Here is an 18628-nt window from a genome sequence, read left to right on the forward strand (position 1 = left end):
CGCCGCGGCCAGGCCCGCAGCCCCGCTTCTCCCCCAACCAGGCACCACGCCAAGTTCGTCACGGAATGACCGATGTCCGCCCCCGACCGCCGCAGCCCGGACGCCGACCAGCCGATACCACCCGCGCATCATCCGTGCCCTCACTGCCCCCCGGTGACGCCGGCCGCGCCGCCCAGGCGAGATGTTGATCTGCTAGCGCTACGAAATCGCTGTGATCATGGGCCTGAAACCGCGATTTCGCATCGCTAGCAGATCAACAACGCCAGTCGGGGCAAACGCAGCGGACAGCGGCTACTCCATTCGGTGATCGCGAGGCAACCGAGGGCAGGAAACACCACGCCGCGTCGGATCTGCTGGGCCCGCCGCTGCCGCGCCGACATCCTCCACCAGCTCCGCATCCGAACCGCTACCAGCGCAAACGGGCGAATGAAGCTGCGCGCGCCGCGCGACGAAACCGTAGGTCGAGGCGACGCCGGCTCAGAACCGGTCATGGCACTGCCGACGCCGGGTGCAATGACACGGCCTCGCCGAAAAGGACCGCTCGAAGGGACGACCAGAGCCACGACGACGCGCCGCTCGTGCGACTTTTCAGCCGCTCGGAAAAGGAGCGCGTAAAGGTGATCGAAACGGGACGGATAGCCGCTCGTATCAAGGCAGGAAGAGAGATGGATCGGAGCGAAGGCACTGCCGGCGTGAGTTGACTCTGCGGCCAGACGGCCAGACGGCCAGACGGCCAGACGGCCAGACGGCCAGACGGCCAGACGGCCAGACGGCCAGACGGCCAGACGGCCAGACGGCCAGACGGCCAGACGGCCAGACGTGAGCCGGCCAGACGTGAGCCGGCCAGACGTGAGCCGGCCAGACGTGAGCCGGCCAGACGTGAAGGCGGCCAGACGTGAAGGCGGCCAGGCGTGAAGGCGCCGCCGCAACGCCAGTGACGGCGAGCGGCCCCCGGGTCGAGCAGCTGAAGTCGGCTGCGGCCGGCTGCCAAGGCTGCGAAGCGCACGAGAATACGACTCGGACCGTCCGGTCTTCGGCCGCGGCGCCGGACACGCACGCCGCCAGGAGGGCGACCGATGGGGTTCAGCTGGGACGGCTGGGATCGTGGGCAGCGCCGGGTTCGGTGATGTCGGGGGCTCGGTCGCCGGTGGGCACGGAGTAAGGGGCGGGTACGGCGCCGGGCGCGGACTCCGCCGACCCGGACGCGCCGGTTTTGCGGGCAGGCTCGCCCGCATCAGGCCCCGCGCCTCTGAGGGCCGCAAGCTCGAGGTCCGCCCTGGTCGCGGCGTTGGTGACGGGTTCGACATCGACGGCGAGGCCAGGGGCGGCCCCGGAACCGGAGGTGGCAAAGGAGCCGGAGGTGGCAGCGGAGCCCGAGGCGGCCCCGGAACCGGAGGTGGCGGCGAGGCTAGGGGCGGCCCCGGAACCGGAGGTGGCAGAGGGGCCGGAGGTGGCAGCGGAGCCCGAGGTGGCTGTGAGGCCCGAGTTGGGGGCGGCAAGGCCCGAGGCCGGGGTGAGCCGGCGGTGGCGGAACTCGGCGGGGAGGACGGCGAGGGCTACGAGGACGCCGACGGCGCCGACGGCTGCGAAGCCCCAGGGGGCGCCCTTCGAGTCGATGGCCAGGCCGGCGAGGGGGCCGCCGAGGGCGACGCCGACGGTGAGGGCCGAGTTGTGCAGGCCCATGGCCTCGCCGCGGGCGGCGGCCGGGATCATGCGGCTGATGGCGTCGGAGCTGGCGGTGATGGTGGGGGCGCAGAGGGCGCCTGCGGGGGTGAGGAGGAGGGCCAGCAGCCACCAGTGGTCGCCGCCGAGGCCGACGGGGATGGTGAGCAGGGCCATCGGGGCGAAGAGGGCGAGGGCGGGGACGCCGCGGCGGATGGTGCCGTAGACGAAGCCTCCGACGAGGGAGCCCAGGGCCCAGAGGGAGAGGACGAGGCCGGTCCACTGGAGTTCGCCGGACTCGCGCAGCACCGCGACGACGGCGACGTCGGTGCCGGAGAGCACCAGCGTGGCGGCCATCGTGACGGCCAGGATCGCGACGAAGCGCGGCTTGAGCCAGCTGCGCCGGGGGACCCGCTCGCCGCTGGCGACCGGCGCCTCGTGCGCGGCCCGGATCGGTGGGTTGAGCAGCCAGAGACCGAGGCCGGAGAGGAGGATGCCGCCGGCCAGGGCGAGCATCGCGGCGCGCGGGCCGGCGGTGGTGGCGATCAGGACGCCGAGCGCGGGGCCGGCCATGAACGACATCTCGGTGGTGATCGAGTCGAGGGCGAAGGCGGGCAGCCGATGCGACTCGGGTGTCAGGGCGGCGATCGACTGCCGCGCCACCGAGAACGCCGGCAGGGCCAGGAAGCCACCGACGACGGCGACCGGGAGCAGCGCCCAGTAGGGCAGGGACTGCGCGATCAGCCAGTAGATCACCTCGGCCACGGTGGTCAGCACCAGGACGGGCCGCAGCCCACGCCTGTCGATCAGCCGGCCCATCACCGGCGCGCCGACCGAGCCGCCGATCGTGGCGGCCGCGCCGATCAGGCCCGCCGCGCCGTAACCCCGGCCGAGGTCGGTGACGACGTGCAGGGTGAGCACCACGGTCGCGGCCGCGATCGGGATGCGGGCGAGCGTGGCGACCACCAGCAACGACCGGATCTTCGGCAGTGCGAGGGTTTCCCGGTAAGGCGTGAGCAACATGACGATCCTGACCTCCGCCGCCGATCCTCTCGCAGGGGTACGACAGAAACCATCGGGTTTGAGCAGCGTCACGTAACGCGACGGAAACGGGCCGGCCCGAATGGGCCGGCCCGTTTCTCACGAGAGGTGTGTCAGCGGTCGCTGCGGTCTTCCGGGTAGGTCGCGCCACCGTCGGACTCCGCGGAGAGCGGCCGGGCGCCACCCTCCGGCGGGCCGGCCAGCGAGTGGCCGGCGGCCAGCTCCGGGAACTTCTCGTCGAACGCGGGGCGCTCGGAGCGGATCCGCGGCATCCGGTCGAAGTTGCGCAGCGGCGGCGGGGTGGTGGTGGCCCACTCGAGCGAGTTGCCGTGACCCCACGGGTCGTTCGCGGTGACCACCGTGCCGACCTTGTACGACTTCCAGACGTTGTAGATGAACGGCAGGGTCGACAGGCCGAGGACGAACGAGCCGACCGTCGAGAACGTGTTCAGGAAGGTGAAGTCGTCGCCCGGCAGGTAGTCGGCGTACCGCCGCGGCATGCCCTTGGTGCCCAGCCAGTGCTGCACCAGGAAGGTCGCGTGGAAGCCGAGGAACGTCAGCCAGAAGTGAATCTTGGCGAGCCGCTCGTCGAGCATCCGGCCGAACATCTTCGGGAACCAGAAGTAGATGCCGGCGAAGACCGCGAACACGATCGTGCCGAACAGCACGTAGTGGAAGTGCGCGATCACGAAGTACGAGTCGGAGACGTGGAAGTCGATCGGCGGGGCGGCGAGCAGTACGCCGGAGAGACCACCGAAGAGGAACGTCACCATGAAGCCGACCGCGAAGAGCATCGGCGACTCGAAACTGATCTGGCCGCGCCACATGGTGCCGATCCAGACGAAGAACTTCATGCCGGTCGGCACCGCGATCAGGAAGCTCAGGAAGCTGAAGAACGGCAGCAGCACCTGGCCGGTGGCGAACATGTGGTGCGCCCACACGCTCATCGACAGGGCGGCGATCAGCAGCGTCGCCGCGACCAGGCCCTTGTAGCCGAAGACCGGCTTGCGGCTGAACACCGGGATGACTTCGGTGATGATGCCGAAGAACGGCAGCGCGATGATGTACACCTCGGGGTGGCCGAAGAACCAGAAGAGGTGCTGCCAGAGCATCGGCCCGCCGGTCTCCACGTCGAAGACGTGGGCGCCGAGCACCCGGTCCGCGGCGAGCGCGAAGAGCGCGGCCGCCAGGAACGGGAAGACGAGGATCGCGAGCAGGGCCGTGACCAGCATGTTCCAGGTCATGATCGGCATCCGGAACATGGTCATGCCCGGTGCCCGCAGGGTGATGATCGTGGTGATCAGGTTGACCGAGCCGAGGATCGTGCCCAGACCCGACAGAGCCAGGCCGACGACCCACATGTTGCCGCCGACGCCCGGCGAGTGCAGCGAGTCACTCAGCGGGGTGTACGCGAACCAGCCGAAGTCAGCCGCGCCACCGGGGGTCAGGAAGCCACCGATGGTGATCAGGCCGCCGAACAGGTAGAGCCAGTAGGCGAACGCGTTCAGCCGGGGGAACGACACGTCGGGCGCGCCGATCTGGATCGGCACCACGTAGTTGCCGAACGCGAACACGATCGGTGTCGCGAAGAACAGCAGCATGATCGTGCCGTGCATGGTGAACAGCTGGTTGTACTGCTCGGGCGACAGCAGCTGCATGCCGGGCCGGGCCAGCTCGGCGCGCATCAGCAGCGCCATCAAACCACCCAGCATGAAGAACACGAAGGCCGTGATCATGTACATGATCCCGATCTGCTTCGCGTCCGTCGTGCGCAGGATCCGAGCAAGCGCCGAACCCTTGACCTGCCGTCGCACCGGATATGGTCGGGTCGCGATCGGCGACGGCGCAACGGTCGTCACGAAATGCCTCCGTTGTCTCGTTCGTGCCTCTCAGGATTCCCTGAAGATCGGGCGTATCCCGCTGGCAGAATAGTCCCCCTCCTGCCATCGGCTGGCGCGGGGTGACCCCACCGGCCCCGATGGACAGCGTCCACCCAGGTCCGCGAGCATCGATCGCGGTGGCGGCGCGGTTCTAAACGGGAGACACCAGGTCGCGGTAGTGGTCGGTGAAGATGCGGAGGCCGCGGCGGCGCAGCATCGGGTCGCGCAGCGTGGGCGGCACGTCCCTGGTGCGGTCCCGTTCCCGGGTCCGCTCGCGCACCTCGGCACAGCGGGGCCGGCGGCGCTCCTCGTAGGCCCGCAGAGCCGTGCGGATGTCACCGGCAGCGCCGCGCAACTCCTGGCCGAGCACCCAACCGTCCTCGAACGACATCGCGGCACCCTGTGCCAGGGTCGGCGCGGTGGCGTGCGCCGCGTCGCCGACCAGCACGACCGGCCCGGTGGACCAGCTCGGCAGCACGACCTCGTCGGTGCGCGCGACCTGCACCTTCTCCACCTTGTCGAGGATCGCCGGCACCGGGCCGCCGAACGAGCCGAAGAGCTCGATCAGCCGTTTCCGCGGATCCTCCGGGTTCGGGCTGTCGGGTGCGGTCTCGTCGGCGTAGCAGTAGATCCGGCGGCCACCCATCGGCATCGCGACGAACGACGCGCGCCGGCCGAGCAGCGCGGTCCAGTCGGTGAGCGGCGGCCCGCCGCTGACCACGGACCGGTAGACGATCTGACCCGTCGGCACGGCCGGCCCACCCAGGCCCGCCTTCTCCCGGATCGTGGAGCGGCGCCCGTCGGCGCCGACGACCAGGTCGTATTCCGCGACGGTGCCGGTGGAGAACTCCACCTTGGCGGCACCGTCCACGATCTCCAGGCCGGTGACCTCGGTCTCGTAGCGGACGTCGCCGCCCACCGCGGTGAGCAGCACCTGCTGGAGGTCACCCCGGCCCAGCGCCCGGGACTCGCCGACGCCGGCCCAGAGGGCGGCCACGTCCATCTCGAAGAGCTCGCGGCCCCGCGTGTCCAGGAAGACCTGCCGGAAGATCAGATCGCCGAGCGGGCGCAACGGGACGTCGAGACCCAGGAGCCGCAGCGCCCGGGAGGCGTTGCCCGGAAGGTAGATGCCCGCGCCGGGGACGACCGTGGCGGGCAGGGCCTCGACCACATCCGGACGGAAGCCGGCGACGCGCAACCCTCGCGCCGCAGCCAGGCCGGCAATGCCGGCACCCACCACGAGGATGCGCAAGGTCATCGCACCAACGCTTTCTTGTCGATGGATACGCGTCGGAGCCAAGACACTACCCCCAGCCACCATCGCGGGGGAACACCCGCGATCAACATCTAGTCCGATTTGTTCGCGGACCACCCCCTTGGCGGTGACTCGGTCTCATGTGGTGGAACTGCCCTGAACGTCGATTTCGCCGAAGGCGCGGCCGGCCCGGGCGAGCGCGACGGCCCGGCGCATCCGCAGGATCCGGCGGGCCGCACGCGGCGATCCCTCCGCCAGCGGCCGGGCAACCCAGGAACCCGCTGTCGCACTGCTCCGGGCGGCGAACGCCGTCGAGGAAGTCATGTGGACACTCAACCACCGGGGTACGACAGTTTTCCCCGTCGAGTTACACCGGTGTATTTCTGCCGGAACGCGGGCAGACAATCGTCCCATGACGGATCGCCTCGACGAGTACCGCAGCAAACGGGACGCCCGTCGCACCCCCGAACCGATTCCCGCCGCGCCGCCCGATCCGGCGGCGCCGAAGTGCCGGTTCGTCATCCAGCAGCACCACGCCCGCAGCCTGCACTGGGACGTCCGCCTGGAGCGCGACGGCGTGCTGGTCTCGTTCGCGGTGCCCCGCGGCCTCCCCCGCGACCAGGCCCGCAACCACCTGGCCAAACACACCGAGGATCACCCGCTGGAATACCTCGGCTTCACCGGCGAGATCCCGGCCGGCGAGTACGGGGGCGGCCGGATGACCATTCACGACCGGGGCACCTACGAGACCGACAAGTGGCGGGACGACGAGATCGGCGTGACGTTCCACGGCGAGCGCACGAACGGGCGTTACGTCTTCTTCCAGACCGGCGGCCGGGACTGGATGGTGCGCCGGATGGACCCGGCCGAGCCGGGCTGGGAGCCGATGCCCGAGACCGTCCCGCCGATGCTGGCGACCCGGGTGGCGGGACTGCCGCCGGACGACGCCGACTGGGGTTACGAGATGGCGTGGGGCGGGCGCCGCGTCACGGCGTACATCTCCGGTGGAAGAACTCGCCTCGCCGATGCCGACGGCGCCGATGTGACCTCGTGGTACCCGGAGATCCGCCTGATCGGTCCGGCGCTCGCGCCGATCGAGGCGGTGCTCGACGGTGAGATCCTCGCGTTCGACGGCGCCCGGCCCGCGCCTGAGCTGCTGACCCGGCGCAAGGCGCCGAAGGACTCCGCCGCGGCACGGCGGGCTGCGGAACGCACGCCGGTGCATCTGATGGTGTACGACCTGCTCTGGCTCGAAGGCCACTCCACGACGGAACTGGTCCGCTACGCCGAGCGCCGTGAGCTCCTGGACGGGCTGGGTCTGACCGGCGAGCACTGGCAGACACCGCCGTTCTTCGCCGGTGGCGGCGAGTTCGCCCTGGAGGCCGCCCGCGCGCAGGGTCTGCCCGGCGTGGTGGCGAAGCGACTGGACTCGCCCTACCTGCCCGGCCGGCGCAGCCGCCTCTGGCTGAGCATCGCCGCGGACTGACGGCGCGCGGCCCGATGCCGGGCCGGGATCCCGGCCCGGCGGTTCACTCCCGACGGACACCGTTGACCGTCCCGTTTTCCGCAGGTGCCGCCCCTGGCCGCCGATCAGGAGGTTTTCCACCGGACGCCACCGGGAAGGGTCGTCATCACGATGCACGCCGACGTCTCCGCCGAACTCTGGAAGTCCGCGACCTGGGTGCTCGACACCGGCCGCGCGGACCAGCACACCCGGACCAGCTGGGATGCGGCGATCACGTCGATCGGGTTCGCCTACACCGACCCGGCGCGCGCCTGGCACGCGCTGCGGGCACTCTTCGAGGCGCAGCGACCGGACGGCCAGGTGCCGCACCAGAGCTTCGCACCGGGGTATGCGCGAAGCCCGTACCGCCGAGTTGTGCCCGCCCCGCACGCGGTGGCGGCCTGGGAGGTGTACCGGCACTCGGCCGGGCACGGTGCCGCCCGGATCCGGCAGGCCCAGGACGAGCTGGCCTGGCTCTATCCCCGCCTCTCCGCGCTGCAGGAGTTCCTGACCGACGAGGTGACGCATCCGGGACTGGACGCGCTGCTCGGCGCCGCCGACCTGGCCCTGTCCCAGATCGCCGGCGCGCTCGGCCGACCCGCCGACGCGGACCGTCACCGGGACCGGGCGCAGGCCGTCGCGGCCACGATGACGCGCCGGTTGTGGGATCCGTCGACCGGCACGTTCCGGGCCCGCGACCCGCGCACCGGCGAGGCCGGTCCGGCACACACCGCCGGTGGCCTGCTCCCGTTGCTGCTGCCGGACCTGCCGGCCGAGCACGCCGAGGCGATCCTGGCGGAGGTGGCGTCGGAGCGGTTCGGCATGCCGTTCCGAACCGGCCTGCCGGTGCCGATCGCCGGCGCCTCGGCCCGCGGTCCGATCCGCCCCGACCTGAACTGGCTGCTCCGCCGCGGCATGCTGGTGCACGGCCGGCGCCGGGAGGCGGAGGAACTGCGGGTCGCGGTGACCGGGTTGGTGCATGCGAACGGCCACTACGCGGAGTACGACCCGCACACCGGCGAGGGCCTCGGCGCGAGCTGCGACGAGCGGACCGCCGCACTCTGCCTGGACCTGCTGGCCGACCGATCGGTCCGCGCCTACGCCCGCGCGTGACCCGCGATCCTGACGCTCACGCCTGCGCCTGACCTCCCGGCCGGCGCACCTCGACCGGCTCCTTCAGCAGCGCCTCGGAGAGCCGGCCCAGCTGGCGCCCCTGCGCCGCGGTGAGCCGGTCGAAGACCAGCTGATGCACCGCCTCGGCGTGCCCCGGAGCCGTCTCGATCACCTTGGCCAGCCCGTCGTCGGTGAGCACCGCGATCTGGACCCGGCCGTCGGCGGCGTCACGCTCCCGGCGGACCCAGCCCTTCTCCTCGAGTCGCGCCACCACGTGGGAGAGCCGGGAGAGGGAGGCGGAGGCCTGTTTCGCGAGCCGGCTCATGCCGAGCCGGCGATCCGGACGCTCGGAGAGGGTGACCAGGACCAGATAGCCCATGTGGGTCAGCCCGGCGTCCCGCTGGAGTTGAGCCTCCAGCGCTGCCGGCATCTTGACGAGCACCTCGACGAGCAGCCGCCAGGTGCGCTGCTGCTCCTGGGTCAACCAGCGAGCCTCGTCCATGGTGGAAGGTTAGTGCCGGACGGACGCCCGGCCGGCGGCCGGGCGTCAGAGATCCGTCAAGATCCATATATCGGTGCTGGATTCGATCGACTTACGTGAACTTCGGCGGGTAGTCTGTGCGGGGACTTTCACCCCGACACGACGCCGGAACCGGCTGGCTGGGGGGCCTCGGCCGGTTCCGGCGTCGTTCACCTCCGCGCCGCAGACCGGCCGTCACGCCGACGGCGGCTCATCCTTGCCGGCCTCCTCGAGCGCGTCCGCCTCTTCCTTGGTCTTGTGCACCGCGCCGTCCGCGTGCTCCGGCGGGCCGTAGACGGTGTAGAGGACCAGCGGGTTCGGCCCGTCGTTGAGGAAGTTGTGCTTGCGCCCGGCCGGCACGACGACCAGGTCACCCTGAGCGACCTTGCGGGTCTGCCCGGAGATGATCGCCTTGCCGACACCGCTGACGAAGGTCAGGATCTGGTCCACCTCGTGGACCTCCTCGCCGATCTCGCCGTCCGGCGGGATCGTCATGACCACGAGCTGGGTGTGCTTGCCGGTCCACAGGACGCGGCGGAAGTCGGGACTCTGCTCTGCGACGGTGGCAATCGTGAAGTGCTCCATGCACGCACGTTACCCGCGTCAGGCGTTGCGCAATCGGCCCGGCGGAACCGGCGACGGCCGGCCGATCAAATAGCCCTGGACGTAGTCGACGCCCAGCTCACGCAGCATCCGCAGGGTCGGCTCGTCCTGCACGAACTCGGCGACGGTGTGAATGCCGTACGCCTGGCAGACCTGCACCAGCGCCCGCACCAGGACCTGGTCCTGCGGGTTGTCGACGAGATCCACCACGTACTCCCCGTCGATCTTGACGAGGTCGATCGGGAAGAGTCGCAGGTAGCGGAACGACGCGTAGCCGGAGCCGAAGTCGTCGAGCGCCAGACCACAGCCGAGGTCGCGGACCCGGTCGGCGAAGCGGCGCGCCTCGCTCAGGTTGCCGATCAGAGCGGTCTCGGTGATCTCGAAGGTCAGCTGCGCCGGGTCGACCTGGTAGCGGCCCAGCAGCTTCTCCACCTCGGCGGTGAGCCGCGGGTCGCCGACCGAGCGGCCGGAGAGGTTGACCTGGAGGCAGAGGCCGGGCTCCTCGGCGGCCAGGCGCATCGCCCGCTCCACCACCCAGAGGTCGATGTCGAAGATCGCGTCGAGTCGCTCGGCGGTGTCCAGCACCTGGATCGGCGACTGCGGGCCGTCCGCCTCGTCAAGCACCCGCAGCAGCAGCTCGTGGCGGGTCACCCGGTTGCTCTGCAACTCCAGGATCGGCTGCGAGTAAAGGGTGAACCGGTCGGTGCCGAGCGCGTCGGCGACCCGGCTGCGGTAGGAGCCCTGCCGGTCGCGCACCGGCACCGGATGGGCGACAAGGGTGAGGGGCCGGCCCACCTCGCGGGACTGGCGCCAGGCCTGTTCGGCGTCGATGAGCAGGCCGTGACTGCCCGCCTCGGCGTCCCGCTCGAACCGGACCAGGCCACCCCAGGCGCGCACCCGCAGACACTCCTCGGGTGTGAAAACCTGCTCGCACAGCGTGTCGACGAGCCGCCGGGCGTGCTCGTGCGCCGCGTTCCACCCGGACGTGGTGAGCAGCACGCCGATCTCGTTCGGCCCGACCCGGCCCAGCAGGTGCTCCGGGCGGACCCGCTCCTCGAGCAGTTTGGCGGCGCGGCGCAGCAGCTCGGCGTTGTGCTCCGGCCGGACACCGTCGTCGCCGTCGGCGTCCAGCTGGACCCGTACCACCAGCACCGCGCCCGCCGCGCCGCGCAGCGCCCGGTCGATCTCGTCGGCGAAACGGGCCCGGGTGAGCAGGCCGGTCGCCGGGTCCGGCTCGATCAGGGAGGCCTGCACGGTCTCGCCCCGGCGGGTGAGCCGGGCGTTCTCCCGGCGGGCCCGCTCGCGGACCGAGACGTCCTGCACCGTGCCACGCAGGCCGCGAACCGTGCCGTCCGGGCTCATCATCGGCTCGAGCCGGCAGTCCACGTCGAACCAGCCGCCGTCGGCGCGCATCAGCCGCAGGGTGATGTGCACCGTGGTCCGGCTGGTCCAGGCCTCGGTGATCGACCCGAGGGCTTTCGCCAGGTCGTCGCGGTGCACGTAGCGGGCGAGGATCTGGCGGGTCTGCTCGCGCTCCGCCGGTGGGCGGCCCAGCATCGCGGAGAGCGCGGCGGACCAGACGATCTGGTCACCGGCCGCGGAGTAGGTGAACCAGGCGACCCGGTCCTCGGCGGGCTGCCGCGGCTCGGGCAGGGAGGCGGCAGGCGCCGGCGACCAGCGTTCCCGTTCTTCGGGCACGGTCATCCGACGTCACCTCCCCCCTTGTGCAACTGCTCCCCAGGCAACCCCAGAACCCCTCACCTATTACGACCCGTCACCGGGCCGCAGTAACAGTGGGCGCACGCGTCAAAGTTTCTGACGTTCCCGCAGGCAAGGCCAGGAGCAGGGAATTATCGCCCATCCAGAGCAACGAAACAACCGAACGGACGACCTCGCCGCCGCACAATTACGTCGAAATGCCACTGCGTCTCCATGACGGAAAGTCACTGCGAGTATCGGCTATGGAACCTTACGCAGTTTCCTACCCACAGGTAGCCGTCCACATGCACCCATTGGAGTCGGTAGTGCGCACCGCGTGACGTCAGTCCCCGTCAACGGTCGGGATCTCCAGCTCGGCGATCCGCTGCCAGAGCGGACGCATCGCCGCCTCCGGCTCCCGGGCGAAGACACTGCCACGAATGCGTACGAACACGCAGTTGCCCACCCGCTCCAGCACCGACTGCCGGCGCATGTCGCTCTCCCAGCGCTCCGGCCCGTGGTACGCGTCCCCGTCGCACTCGATCGCGAGCCGCCGCCCGTCCGGGGCGTTGAGCACGAAGTCGATCCGGTAGCCGCCGATCCGGAACTGCGGGATCGGCCGGTAGCCCCGGGCCACCAGCAGCTTGAGCACGTCCCGCTCGAAGTCGCTCTCGCAGCGGTTCGCCAGGTCGGCGGCGGCGGCCTCGGTCGGCAGGTTCAGCGCGTACGACAGGAGCAGCCCGCGCGCGTCGTCGGCGGGCAGGGCGGCCGGCCGCACCGAATGGAAGATCCAGAGCTGGTCACGCGCCCGGGAGGCAGCCACGTTGATCCGCCGGTGGTAGTCGCGCTTGGTGAACGCCGCCACCCGCGAATCGTTTTCGGACACCACCATCGAGATCAGCATGACGTCGCGCTCGTCGCCCTGGAACGTGTACGCATCGCCGACCCGCAACCGCCGAGCCTCGATCTCGTCCTCGCCGATCGCCTCCCGCAGCTGCGTCAGCAGGTATCCGGCCTGGCCACTACTGCTCAGCAGGCTAATCACGCCGAGCGTCTTCCGGTCGTACCGCGGATCCGCCACGATCTTGGTGACCCGCTCGACCAGAGCCGCCGCCTCCTCCAGGTTGACATCGCCGAAACCGGCCAGCGACTGACGCACCCCGGTCTCGCAGAAGACCGTCTGGATCGACGGCAGCGCCGGCCGGTCCGCCCGCAACGGCATGATCTTGTGGTCGTAGTAGTGCCGCGACGAGAACTCGATGATCTGCGGCACGCACCGGAAGTGCTCGGTCAGCAGGATCCGCTCCGGCGAGCGGCGCACCGCGTGGTCGTAGAGCGATGACTCCGGGTCGAAGTGCTCGGCCGACGGCACATCACCCAGATGCCGCTGGATCAGGCCGGAGACCGCCCCGACGAACCCGAGCTGCGGGCCGATCTGCTGGTCGTCGCCGACCACCACGGCCCGCTCGGCGAGCGAGAGCACCGGCAGTGCGAACAGGTCGGCCTGCGACGCCTCGTCGACGATCACCACGTCGAACTTCGCGCCACCGGCGAACTGCTCGATCGCCCGGTCCACCGACATCACCCAGACCGGCACCGCGCTCACCGCCGACTCCATGGCCCGCTGCGCGTGCGCCTGCCAGGCCGCCGCGCCGCGTCCGGTGCCCTTACCGATCTTGCGGAGTGCGGTGGTCCAGTCCGCGAGGGCGGCCCGGCGGCGGTCGTCGAGCGCCCGCGCCACCTCCAGCCACGCCGACGCCACCACCAGCTCACCGGTCAGCCGCCGGATCCGGGCCCGGGCCCGCTCCACCCGGCGGGCCAGCACCGCCGGATCCACCTCACCGACCACCTCGTCGAACCACGTCTGCGCCCGCCGCCACTCCCAGGCCTCCAGGCAGGCCTGGCCGGACACCACCTGATGCTCGCCGCTCGCGATCCGGGCCGCCCACTCCGGCGCCGCCGACGTGAGCCGGTCATGTGCCGCGTGGAACCGCAACACGTCCGGCTGCAACAGCACCAGCCGGCGCACCCCGGCGATCGCGTCGTCCCAGCCCTCCAAGGTCTTCCACGCCTCGGCCAGCTCCGGCCACGGCGCCACCCGCTCGGCCACCGCACGCGTCTGCGCCCGCACCCGCTCCAGGGCGAACAAATCGGCTGCGCCCTCCGCCAGGACGGCCACCTCGGCCAGGCACGCGGCGTCGATCTCCAGGTCCTTCTGCGGTACGAGCTGAGCCAGCCGCCGTGCCAGCGGCGGCCACCTGTTCAGATCGAAGTCGAGCGACTGTTTCGCCTCGGCCAGCAGCGCGCCGGCCCAGACCTCCGGATCACCCCAGCCGGTCGGCGGCTCCGGCACGGACAGCCGTTCCACCCACTCCTGCCAGGAGTCACCGAGCCGCCGGCGGGCCTGCGACCGGCGCACCCCGGCGACCACCAGATCCACGTCGGCCGCCGTGCGCAGCGGTTCGCCGTCCACCCGGATCTCGTCGGCCAGCCGGTACAGCCCCGGTTGCAGCAACCGGCTCAGGCCGCGGCCGGCCGCGAACCGCTGCCGCATCTCCGCCAGCCTGGTGAGCAGCAGTTTCGGCTCGGCGAGGGTCGGCTCCGGCACCGCGATCCGGTGGCCGGTCACCTCGCGGGCCAGCGTGGCCAGCTCGGCGAACAGTTTCTCGGTGGCGACCACCTGGTCGTTCCAGAGGGTGCGCCAATGCTGGTCGTCGAGCAGCCGGCCCAACCGGTCCGTCCAGGTGCCCTCCCGCCGGCGCAGCCAGGCCACCGCCTCCCGCAGCTCCGCCAGCAGCTCGGTCAGGCCGGTGCGGCCCTCCGCCCGTACACCTGCCAGGTCGAGGCCCCGCTCCGCCAAGCCGGACAGCGCCGCCTCGATCTCCGCGCACCTGGCCCGCGCCGCCGCGGCCGCCGCGGCGTCCGGCAGATCCTGGATCTCCGGCAGCGGCCGCATCGCCGCCGCACGATCCTCCGGGGTGAGGCGGGCGGCGAGCTTGAGCAGCGTCGCGAAGTCCTCGATGGTCAGCGGTGGCGGCCCGCTCACCGGGTCCGGAATGCCGCCGTGCGCGGCCGCGCGCTCCCGCAACCAGGCGCCCACCTCGGCGGGCAGAAGATCAACGCCCCCGATCGGGTACGTGGCCGCCTCGCTCTCGGCGATCAGTCGCAGTCCCGCCGTCGCCGCGGCCAGCTCCCGTTCCGCCTCCTCCAGCGACCCGGTGAGCCGTTCCACCCGGCGCGTCTCGGCCTCCGCATCCAGCGTCGCCGCCCGGTCCGAGAGCTCCCGCGCCGCGATCTGCAACTGCACCAGCTGATCGGTGGTCCGCCCCAGGACGGCGAGGCAGAGCGCCTGCACCTCCGCCGGCAGGCCGTCGCGGAGCACCCGCAGCGGCTCCTCCTTCTGCGCCACCACGAGGACCCGCTTGCCGTTCGCCATCAGATGACAGATCAGGTTGCGGATGGTGTGCGTCTTGCCGGTCCCGGGCGGACCCTGCACGGCAACGTTGCGGTGATGGGCGAGCCGGCGGGCGATCGACTCCTGCGCCTCGTTCGTGGGCAGCGGCATCAGCAGCCGCTCGCCCACCCGGTTCCAGCTCTCCGGCTGGTCACCGGGCATCCGCAGGCGGCTCGGCTCGTGCGCCACCACCGCCGCCAGCGAACCCACCGCGTCGAAGTCGCCACCGGTCAGGCGGTCGCGCATGCCCTCAAGGAAGGCGCGCAGGTGGCGCTGCCGGGGCCGGGCGAAGAGGACCGCGACATCCCGGACGGCGGCGCCGCTACCGTCCGCCTCGTCGGCCCGCTTCCCGGCCTGCTTCTCCCCGGCCTGCTTCTCCCCGGCCTGCTTCTCCCCGGCCTGCTTCTCCCCGGCTTGCAGGATCACCCGGTCGTAGCCGAGCCGGGTCAGCGCCCGCTCGAAGAACTCCCGCCTCTCGACGTCGTTCCACAGGTCCACCTCGACCGCGCCACCCGGGCCGGCCAGGTCGCTGAGCTGGTTGAGGTACCGCTCGTCGAGCCCCGCCAGGGCCTCCACCTGAAGCCGGGACGGACCCGCCGGGGAGACGCTGACCAGGGCGCGGTCCGCGTCGTACTCGATCAGGACGGGCGTGGCGATCAACGGGTACCGCACCCGGCTGCCGTCGATCGTGGTCTCCAGGACGCCATGGCCCCAGACCAGCTCGGTGGTGGCGGTCGCCATGTCCAACTGGTGCATCCGGTCGAAGAGCCTGCGGTGCAGCTCCCGGGTCTGCTCGGCGGCCGAGGTGGCGAACGACCAGGGGCGCCAGACCTCGTCACGCCAGCGTTCGAACTCCCGCGCGCTGCTGTCCCACTCGGCGCTGTGCCGCTCTCGCTCGCTGCTGTCCCGCTCGCTGCTGTCCCACTCGCTGTTCTTCCCCTGGCCGCTCTCCTGCGTTGCGGCCGATTTGCCGGGTATCTTCCTGCCTGTTGCCTCTTCGGCAGGGGCCGGCTCCTCCGTGGCGGTCACCTCGCCGCGCAGCCGCCGGCGCAGCGCGGCCGGCACCGGAACCGGCGGCGGCAGCTCGGGGCGGCCCACCCGCAGCCAGGAGGTGCCGTCGGCACCCGGGCCGGTCCGGCAGTCGGCGTGCGCGGGCAGGTCGTCGAGCCACAGCGCGTCCGGTGGCAGGGTGCGGGACGGGCGCTCCATCTGAGCCCGGACAGCGAGCAGGTAGTCGGCGACGGCCACGGCCCGATCCCGGATCGTCGTGGGCGACTCCCGCTGCTCGGCCATCCCTGGGAGTCTAGAGCCTGGGCGGTCGATCCTCGCGGGGCCGCACACGGCCGCCGGGAACAGCTATGGTGTCGCCCACTGATCTTGCGTGACGCTTTGCGGAACCCCCGTGACGAAGGGCTGGGAGAACTTGGACGGCAACGGGCACTACTGGTCGGGTCAACCCGGGCAGATGCCGCCGGGATACGGCCCCTCCCCCACGGACCCGCTGGTCAGCGTCGACTTCAGCGGCTGGTTCGGCCGGGGCACCGCCCTGGTCCGGCAGGTGTGGAAACCGGCGCTGCTGCTGCACGCCGCGGTGGCCGTGCCGATCTTCGCGCTGAGCGTGCCCGCGCAGAGCAACCTGATGCGCGAACAGGAAGCCGTCATGGAGACCCAGCGGCTGCTGCCCGACCGCACTCCGCCCCTCGGCGACCTGATGCTCGCCGTCGGGCTCGTGTTCGCCGTCGCCCTGGCGGTCTGCGTTCTCTATCTGGTCGCCACGTCGGCGACCGTGCAGCTGACCGTCCAGGCCGCCACCGGCCGCCCGATCAGCCTCGGCGCCGCCGTGCGCACCGGCCTGCGACGGGCGCCGGCCCTGCTCGGCTGGGCCCTGCTGTCCGTGCCGATCGCCCTGGTCGCGGCCCTGCTGTGCGTGCTACCGATCTTCTACGTCATAGCCGTCCTGGCGGTCCTGCCCGTGGTCGTCACCGTCGAACGAGGCGAAGGCATCGCCCGCTGCTTCCAGCTCTTCCACACCGACCTCGGCGTCTCGGTCTCCCGGATCGCCACCGTCTACGGCATCACGATCGGCGCCGGCCTGTCCCTCGGCGTGCTCAGCATCGCCATCTCGGCGCTGACCGGGCCCACCGTGGGCGCGATCGTCGACGCCGTGCTGAACGCACTGGTCACGGTGGCGTTCGGGGTAGCCGGCACGGTCTTCCTGGTCACCGCGTATGCGGACATGCGGGCCCGGCGCGAGCCGTTCTCCACAGCACACCTGACGAACGTCTGACTTCCGGCACGTGCGGACCGGGCGATCCCGGACCGGCCATTCCCTGACCGGGCCGCTCCCCGACTCGGCTGCTCCCGAACCGGCCACTCCCGGACCGGCCACTCCCAGGGCGGCTGCTCCCAGGGCGGCTGCTCCCAGGGCGGCTGCTCCCTGACCCGGCCGCCCGGCGTGTCCGGCCTCCCCGCGCGCGTCCAGGCGCCGTCCGGTGCCTTTCGGATCATCCCCAGCCGGAGAGTGCGCGGCCGGCTCGGTCCGGAGTGGCTCACTGCGCTTGGGCGTCGGCAAGACCGACCCACCACGTGGCCGCGCGGAGTCCAGCGGACACACGCGCTTGCATGACGAAACATCGAGGCGGGGCCGATACCGCCCTCGCACCAACCGCGTGTCCCGCTTTCCGGCCCCATGGTGCCGGACGCGCCATCCTGTGGAGATGTTGATCTGCTAGCGATGCGAAATCGCGGTCATAGCCCCATGATCACAGCGATTTCGTAGCGCTAGCAGATCAACACCGCCACGCGGCCGCAATGCAGCGCGATCGGGCACCCCGCGCAACCGAGCACCCCGCGCAACCGAACACCCCGCGCGACCGGACGCCCCGCGCGACCGAGCGCCCCGGCGGTCACTTCTCCTCGGGGTCGCGGCCCTGCGCGGAGCGGCCCCCGTCCAGCGGGATGATCGCGCCGTTGAGGAAGGACGCGGCGGGCGAGAGCAGGAACGCGACCACCTCGGCCGCCTCCGCCGGGCGGCCCATCCGGCCGAGTGGCTGCAGCAGGCCGATCTCGCGGAGGAAGTGCTCGCGGCCGGGTTCGGGGAGGGACGCGAGGTGGGCCTCGGAGCGTTCGGTGGTGATCGAGCCGAGGGCGAGAGCGTTGGAGCGTACGCCCGAAGGTCCGTAATCGACGGCCAGCGCACGCGTCAGTCCTTCGATGGCCGCTTTCGCCGTCGCGTAGGGGAGCGCGCCGCGTACCGCACGGCTCGCCTGGTGCGAGGAGATGTTCACGACGGCGCCAGGTGTCCCGGCGTCGAGGAAGTGGCGGACGGCGGCCGAGCTGCCGGCGACCGCGGGGTCCAGGTTGCGGCGGATCAGTTCGGCGACCTCGGCCGGCGACTCGTGCAGGTGGGCGTCCCGGAAGATCGCCGCGTTGTTGACCCAGCCGCGCAGGGTGCCCGCACCGGCGGCTGTCGTTGCGGCCCGCCGGGCGACCGCCGGGTCGGCGGCGTCACCGGTCACCGGGATGATGTGGCGGCCGTCTGCCCAGGTCAGTGCGTCTGGATCGGCTTCCAGGACGACGACGGCGCCCTCGGTGGCGAGGCGTTCGGCGATGGCGCGCCCGACACCCCGGCCGCCGCCGGTGACCACGAAAGAAGCGCTCTTCTCGATCCCCACCGGGCCATCCTCGCGCACTCGACCGGACCGCGCCGGGCGCGGCTGACCCGAGACCGAGACCGAGACCGAGCCGGACGCGGGAGGGATGGGCCCGGGACCCGGGCCGGACGCTGAGGCGCGGGAAGGATGGACCGAGGGCCGCCGGGCGCTGAGGCGCGGGAAGGATGGACCCGGGGCCCGGGCCGGACGCCGAGGGAAGGAAGGCCGGGCCGGCAGCGGAACGG

General features: G+C 71.7%; 11 protein-coding genes and 1 pseudogene. 3 read left to right on the forward strand and 9 right to left on the reverse strand.

Annotated elements, in window-relative coordinates; translation table 11 throughout:
- Positions 1-1488 precede the first annotated feature (1488 nt).
- From LPA41_RS18690 to LPA41_RS18705, 4 genes and pseudogenes are all read right to left on the reverse strand, one after another.
- Positions 1489-2685, reverse strand: a pseudogene (locus LPA41_RS18690) (MFS transporter); the annotation flags it as partial.
- 131 nt (positions 2686-2816) lie between these two features.
- Positions 2817-4562 carry a cytochrome c oxidase subunit I gene (gene ctaD / locus LPA41_RS18695; RefSeq protein ID WP_229071924.1) on the reverse strand — a complete coding sequence of 582 codons (1746 nt, stop codon included), beginning with the start codon at positions 4560-4562 and terminating at the stop codon, positions 2817-2819.
- A 172-nt stretch (positions 4563-4734) separates the two neighbouring features.
- Positions 4735-5841: an FAD-dependent monooxygenase gene (locus tag LPA41_RS18700; protein WP_229071925.1), complete on the reverse strand. Its 1107-nt coding sequence runs from the start codon at positions 5839-5841 to the stop codon at positions 4735-4737.
- Between the two features lie 135 nt (positions 5842-5976).
- Positions 5977-6162, reverse strand: a complete 186-nt coding sequence (locus LPA41_RS18705) for a hypothetical protein (protein ID WP_229071926.1) — start codon at positions 6160-6162, stop codon at positions 5977-5979.
- An 88-nt stretch (positions 6163-6250) separates the two neighbouring features.
- Here LPA41_RS18705 and LPA41_RS18710 point away from each other — a divergent pair, with 88 nt between their 5' ends.
- Entirely contained in the window at positions 6251-7324 is a 1074-nt protein-coding gene (locus tag LPA41_RS18710) for a DNA polymerase ligase N-terminal domain-containing protein (protein ID WP_229071927.1), read from the forward strand.
- A 150-nt stretch (positions 7325-7474) separates the two neighbouring features.
- Complete coding sequence (locus tag LPA41_RS18715) at positions 7475-8455, forward strand: hypothetical protein (protein ID WP_229071928.1); 981 nt, start codon at positions 7475-7477, stop codon at positions 8453-8455.
- 16 nt (positions 8456-8471) lie between these two features.
- On the opposite strand, the gene LPA41_RS18720 is transcribed toward LPA41_RS18715, so the two are convergent.
- The 4 genes from LPA41_RS18720 to LPA41_RS42465 all read right to left on the reverse strand — a co-directional run bounded on the left by LPA41_RS18720 (position 8472) and on the right by LPA41_RS42465 (position 16023).
- On the reverse strand, positions 8472-8957 hold the full coding sequence (locus tag LPA41_RS18720) for a MarR family winged helix-turn-helix transcriptional regulator (protein ID WP_229071929.1): 486 nt from the start codon (positions 8955-8957) through the stop codon (positions 8472-8474).
- 213 nt (positions 8958-9170) lie between these two features.
- Positions 9171-9560: a cupin domain-containing protein gene (locus LPA41_RS18725; protein ID WP_229071930.1), complete on the reverse strand. Its 390-nt coding sequence runs from the start codon at positions 9558-9560 to the stop codon at positions 9171-9173.
- A gap of 18 nt (positions 9561-9578) precedes the next feature.
- Entirely contained in the window at positions 9579-11282 is a 1704-nt protein-coding gene (locus LPA41_RS18730) for an EAL domain-containing protein (RefSeq protein WP_229071931.1), read from the reverse strand.
- 337 nt (positions 11283-11619) lie between these two features.
- Positions 11620-16023, reverse strand: coding sequence for an AAA domain-containing protein (locus LPA41_RS42465; RefSeq protein WP_304523780.1), 4404 nt, complete (start codon positions 16021-16023; stop codon positions 11620-11622).
- Positions 16024-16132: 109 nt separating this feature from the next.
- On the opposite strand from LPA41_RS42465, the gene LPA41_RS18745 reads away from it, so the two are divergent.
- Positions 16133-17017, forward strand: a complete 885-nt coding sequence (locus tag LPA41_RS18745) for a hypothetical protein (protein ID WP_229071932.1) — start codon at positions 16133-16135, stop codon at positions 17015-17017.
- Between the two features lie 619 nt (positions 17018-17636).
- Here LPA41_RS18745 and LPA41_RS18750 read toward each other — a convergent pair.
- Positions 17637-18404 (reverse strand): SDR family NAD(P)-dependent oxidoreductase, encoded by a 768-nt coding sequence (locus LPA41_RS18750; protein WP_229071933.1) that lies wholly within the window; start codon positions 18402-18404, stop codon positions 17637-17639.
- Positions 18405-18628: the final 224 nt, after the last annotated feature.

Origin of the sequence: Actinoplanes sp. DH11 (assembly GCF_020873875.1) — a bacterium.
Classification (GTDB): Bacteria; Actinomycetota; Actinomycetes; order Mycobacteriales; family Micromonosporaceae; genus Actinoplanes.

What these genes read in the sequence shown, in the direction of transcription:
- LPA41_RS18700 (WP_229071925.1), bottom strand. Translation starts at nt 5,841, where the DNA reads ATGACCTTGCGCATCCTCGTGGTGGGTGCCGGCATTGCCGGCCTGGCT.
- LPA41_RS18705 (WP_229071926.1), bottom strand. Translation starts at nt 6,162, where the DNA reads ATGACTTCCTCGACGGCGTTCGCCGCCCGGAGCAGTGCGACAGCGGGT.
- LPA41_RS18710 (WP_229071927.1), top strand. Translation starts at nt 6,251, where the DNA reads ATGACGGATCGCCTCGACGAGTACCGCAGCAAACGGGACGCCCGTCGC.
- LPA41_RS18715 (WP_229071928.1), top strand. Translation starts at nt 7,475, where the DNA reads ATGCACGCCGACGTCTCCGCCGAACTCTGGAAGTCCGCGACCTGGGTG.
- LPA41_RS18720 (WP_229071929.1), bottom strand. Translation starts at nt 8,957, where the DNA reads ATGGACGAGGCTCGCTGGTTGACCCAGGAGCAGCAGCGCACCTGGCGG.
- LPA41_RS18725 (WP_229071930.1), bottom strand. Translation starts at nt 9,560, where the DNA reads ATGGAGCACTTCACGATTGCCACCGTCGCAGAGCAGAGTCCCGACTTC.
- LPA41_RS18730 (WP_229071931.1), bottom strand. Translation starts at nt 11,282, where the DNA reads ATGACCGTGCCCGAAGAACGGGAACGCTGGTCGCCGGCGCCTGCCGCC.
- LPA41_RS42465 (WP_304523780.1), bottom strand. Translation starts at nt 16,023, where the DNA reads ATGGCCGAGCAGCGGGAGTCGCCCACGACGATCCGGGATCGGGCCGTG.